At 66.9% G+C, this 4,024-nt stretch carries 5 protein-coding genes; 1 reads left to right on the top strand and 4 read right to left on the bottom strand.

What is annotated here, in order from left to right; all coding sequences use genetic code 11:
• Positions 1–329 precede the first annotated feature (329 nt).
• A complete protein-coding gene (locus JHD80_RS26780; RefSeq protein ID WP_199093561.1) occupies positions 330–869 on the top strand; it encodes a hypothetical protein in 540 nt (179 codons plus the stop codon).
• Between the two features lie 4 nt (positions 870–873).
• Here the strand turns inward: JHD80_RS26780 and JHD80_RS26775 are convergent, their stop codons facing one another.
• Genes JHD80_RS26775 through fliL form a run of 4 tightly spaced genes read right to left on the bottom strand, consistent with a single transcriptional unit; the run spans position 874 to position 3,797 of the window.
• Positions 874–1,665 (bottom strand): MotE family protein, encoded by a 792-nt coding sequence (locus JHD80_RS26775; RefSeq protein ID WP_199093559.1) that lies wholly within the window; start codon positions 1,663–1,665, stop codon positions 874–876.
• A complete protein-coding gene (locus tag JHD80_RS26770; protein WP_199093557.1) occupies positions 1,662–2,117 on the bottom strand; it encodes a DUF6468 domain-containing protein in 456 nt (151 codons plus the stop codon). Before JHD80_RS26770 ends, JHD80_RS26775 begins: the two co-directional genes overlap by 4 nt.
• An 8-nt stretch (positions 2,118–2,125) precedes the next feature.
• On the bottom strand, positions 2,126–3,253 hold the full coding sequence (gene fliM / locus JHD80_RS26765; protein WP_199093555.1) for a flagellar motor switch protein FliM: 1,128 nt from the start codon (positions 3,251–3,253) through the stop codon (positions 2,126–2,128).
• Between the two features lie 40 nt (positions 3,254–3,293).
• Positions 3,294–3,797 (bottom strand): flagellar basal body-associated protein FliL, encoded by a 504-nt coding sequence (gene fliL / locus JHD80_RS26760; RefSeq protein ID WP_199093553.1) that lies wholly within the window; start codon positions 3,795–3,797, stop codon positions 3,294–3,296.
• Between the last annotated feature and the right edge of the window lie 227 nt (positions 3,798–4,024).

Genomic DNA, 4,024 nt, shown 5'->3' with positions numbered 1-4,024 from the left:
GATTCGCACCGGCCGCGAAGGCAGGCGTCTCCAGGCCGGCGGCAAGCGCGAGAGCGGCCAGCCCGATACCGAAGGCGAGGGAGCGCGACAGACGCAAACGGTGATACTCGACCCAACGCGACAACGCGGCGCGGCGACACCGTCCTGGCATGCCGGTCCACCCCGGGACGCTATCGCGTCAAGCATAATGGCGCGTTAACGCGGCCGCCCGCGGCGGGCTGCCGAGCCATGGCAGACAGGGTTTGTTTGCCATCATGCCCAGTCGCTTTTGCCGCTGCCCCAGGCATCCGCTACGTTTCAACCGCTGCATCCGTTGCCGGCGAGGCTGCATGTCGACACTGAGCCAGATCGCGCTGTTCGTTCCGGCCTTCGGGATGATGCTGGCGCTCGCGTCCTGTTTCCAGCGGCGGCGCGCGCAGCGTAACGGCGACTGGAATTACCTGACGCCGGGGCCGTTCTTCTGGTTCGGGCTCGTCGCCGGAGTGATCGTGTCGGCTGTGCTGACCCTCGTCGCCGCCGCTGGCAAGGCGCCGGTTCCGATCGCCGTCTTCTTCGTGCTGGTGACGCTGCTGCTGGCCTTTCAGACCATCACCGAGCGCTTGCGCTGGAACGGCAAGCGGATCGAGCGCCGGACGATGTTCCTGCAGGAGCGGCAGCTGTCGTGGAACGAGCTCTCTCGGTTCGGCGTGGAGTGGACGGGCTATGTCTGGATCGCGAGCTTCGACGGGCCGCCGATCCGCTTCTCGCCCTACGATAACGGTTTCGACCAGCTCGTAGCGAAGGTGCGGCGCCATCTGCCCGGCGATTCGCCGCCGGCCGAGACCGTGCCGAAAACGGAACTCGCTCTCGCCCTGGTCAAATCGCGCTGACGCCTCAGCGCTGCGGCGCGATTGCGGGCAGTTCGTTGCCCGGCAGGGAGGCTTCGCTCGTCACGCGCTCGACGCTGGCGCTGCGGCCGCTGGTCGCCAGCGCGACGGTCAGCTTCTCGGCGCGGTCGGGCGCCATCGCCGCCAGCACCTCGGACATCTTGCGCGGGTTCATCTGCTGCACCACCGGCACCAGCACGTCGAGACCCAGCCGGTCGAAGACGCGGGCAGCGTCCTTCGGCTTCATCGACTCGTACATGATGACGAGGTTCTTGATCGCCTTGGCCTCCTCGGCAGCGGCCTTGCCGGCGCCGGGGCCGCTGGTCTTCTCTTCGAGGGCCTTGAGATCGCCGACACGGCCGTCGAGCTTCTTCTCGGCGGAGTTCAGCAGGCGTTCGCGCATCTCGAGCTCGCGCATCCGGCCTTCCAGCTCTTCGCGACGCTCGCCTAGGCGCTCCAGGATCGCCTTCTCGGCAGGCGACACCGGCTGGGCCGTGCCGTTGATGATACCGGCCTTGTTGTTGGGGTTGGCGGCGCGGGCGGCTTCGGCCTTGGCGTCCGCGTCCTTCTTCTCCTGCTCCTTCTTCGGGTCGGGAGCGGGCACGGAGCCGGTCGTTTCGGGATCGAAGACGTTGGGCGGGGTCTTGCCCGGATGCTTGGCCGCGGCCTGCGCGAAAAGCGGCGCGGCCGCCGGGATATGGCCGGGCGCGGGCTCCGCCGTCCAGGCAAGCAGCTTCAGCGCCAGGAGACCCATGGCGCCGAGAATCACTGCCGGCAGGAGGCGGGGCCGTTCGATCACGCAGCCTGTTCCTCGAGGCGGCGTGCCGCGCGGGCGCGGATGGCGGCGGCGGACTGGGCCGCGCTTTCAAGGCGCGAAACCGGGGGCGCCGCCGCCGGCGTCTCGGCTGCCGCCTCCTTGGCGCCGACCAGGGTCGCGGCGCTGACGATCTGGCCGATGCGCTCCATCACCGCCTGGCCGGCCTCGACCTGGGCGGCGAGATCGGCGGCGTAGCGCTCGGCGGTGCGCAGGCGGTCTTCCAGGGTGCGATCGCAATCGCCCAGGGTCGACTTCAGGCCGGCGATGGCGCGCTCGGCATTGTCGGTCGCGGTGATCAGGGCGCCGACGGTCTGGCGCATGCCGGCCTCGTCCGTCTTCAGGCGCTCGATGCGCTTGGTCAGGATGAAGCAGGTGATGATGGTGGCGACGAGAAGGCTGGCGACCAGCACGTCGGCGATGAGGTTGATCGTCATGGGCCCTCTTAGGTCGTGGCGCCGAGATGGCTGGCGAGGCTGTCGAAAGCGGCGATGGTGGTCTTGGAGCGGCGCAAGGGGTTGACGACCTGCACGGCGATCTTGTCGTCGACCCGGCCGATCCGGCCCTCGGTTACGATGAAGTCGCCGCAGCGCAGCGAGACGATCGAATCCGGGCGGGCGTCGAACATCAGCGTGTCGCCGATCTCCAGCTTCATGACGCGCTTAAGGGGCAATTGCGTCTCGTGCAGCACGCAGGTGACGTCGACATCGGCCTGCCAGACCTCGGTCGCGAGATGGTTCTCCCAGATGGGATCGCGGCCCAGCTTCTCGCCCATGAAGCTTTCGAGCAGCAGTTCGCGGATCGGCTCGATGGTGGCGTAGGGCAGGACGATGTGCAGCGCGCCGCCGCGGCCTTCCATGTCGAACTTGAGCTCGACGCGGATGGCGGCGTTGGCGGGGCGGGAGATCGAGACGAAGCGCGGATTGGATTCGACGCGGTCGACATTGAAGCGCACCGGCGAGAGCGGCTTGAAGGCGGCTTCGGCGTCGCTCAGGACGAGCTCGATGACGCGGCGGACCATCCGGATCTCGATGGAGGTGAAGGGGCGGCCGTCGATGCGCGGCGCCGGCTGGCCGCGCTTGCCGCCGAACATCGCGTCGAGAACGGAATAGATCAGCGCGGATTCGATGGTGATCAGGCCGAAATTGTCCCATTCCTCGGCTTTGAACACCGAGAGCAGGGCCGGCTGCGAGATCGAGTTGACGTAGTCGCCGAAGCGCACGGAGCGGATGCTCTCCAGCGTGACCTCGACATTGTCCGTGAAGAAGTTGCGCAGGCTGGTCGAGAGCAGCCGCACCAGACGCTCGAAGATGATTTCGAGCATCGGCAGGCGTTCATAGGCGACCGAGCCGGAATCGACGATCGCCTGGATGCCGTTGCGGGACGTACCGTCGTCGCCGCTGGAGAAACCGAGCATCGTGTCGATTTCTTCCTGCGACATCAGGCGGTCGGTACCGCCTTCCTGTTCGCCATCCTCCTCGATGACGTCAGGCATCGCCGCCCAGCCGGCCGCCATCCCTTCCGGGGTCAGCGGCTCGTCGCTCGGCGTGTTCTTGTCGCGCTCGGTGCTCATGGTTCCGCCGTCATCTCGGTGCGGTCAGCCGGGTTTCGGCTCACTGGACCAGCAATTCCTTGAACAGCACGGCGTCGACCTTGGCCGGGTAGACGGTCAGGTTGACGCGGCGCAGCAGCTCTTCCTTCAGGCGGAACATGCCGGCCGAACCTTCGAGATCGGCGGGACGCAGCTCGCGCATGAAGACCTGGAAGGCGTCCTCGACGCGCGGCAGCAGCGGCTTGACCTCGTCGGCGGCCTTCGCGTTGGCGATTTCCAGCACGACCTTGATCTTCATCACCGGCTGGCGGTCCTGCTGGCCGCCGTTGGACATGCTGATCATCATGTCCTTCATGTCGAGGAAGGCGACGGGGTTCTTGGCCTTGGCCGCGGCTTCGGCGGCTGCGACCTGCTCGGGCGAGGGCTTCTTCAGGAAGAACCAGCCGCCACCGCCGGCAGCCGCCAGCAGCACGACGCCGCCGATGATCATGAAGAGCTTCTTCTTGCTCTTCGGCGCCTCTTCGCCGGAGGCGCCTTCCTCTTCCTTCTTGGCTTTCTTCGCCATCTCGTCACGCGCCCCGGGCCGTCGGGCCGCCTTCTGCCGCCCCTGAGGACACCTTCGCCAGTTACGGTTAACGCGTCGTTAAGGGCGGCAGAATTTGCCGGGCGTTTCTTGCCGCTGCAGCAGCCCGTGCCGGGTGCCGGTGGGGGGTGTGTTTCGGTCGATATTCAACAATATCAATATCTTGCCTGGATTAACCATCTTGGCATGCCGCTTGCCGGTATGGGGCC

The organism is Allobosea sp. ASV33 (genome assembly GCF_016428755.1).
In the GTDB taxonomy this organism is placed as follows: domain Bacteria; phylum Pseudomonadota; class Alphaproteobacteria; order Rhizobiales; family Beijerinckiaceae; genus Allobosea.
This window is presented reverse-complemented; position numbering and strand designations above follow the sequence as displayed.

What these genes read in the sequence shown, in the direction of transcription:
- JHD80_RS26780 (WP_199093561.1), top strand. Translation starts at nt 330, where the DNA reads ATGTCGACACTGAGCCAGATCGCGCTGTTCGTTCCGGCCTTCGGGATG.
- JHD80_RS26770 (WP_199093557.1), bottom strand. Translation starts at nt 2,117, where the DNA reads ATGACGATCAACCTCATCGCCGACGTGCTGGTCGCCAGCCTTCTCGTC.
- fliM (WP_199093555.1), bottom strand. Translation starts at nt 3,253, where the DNA reads ATGAGCACCGAGCGCGACAAGAACACGCCGAGCGACGAGCCGCTGACC.
- fliL (WP_199093553.1), bottom strand. Translation starts at nt 3,797, where the DNA reads ATGGCGAAGAAAGCCAAGAAGGAAGAGGAAGGCGCCTCCGGCGAAGAG.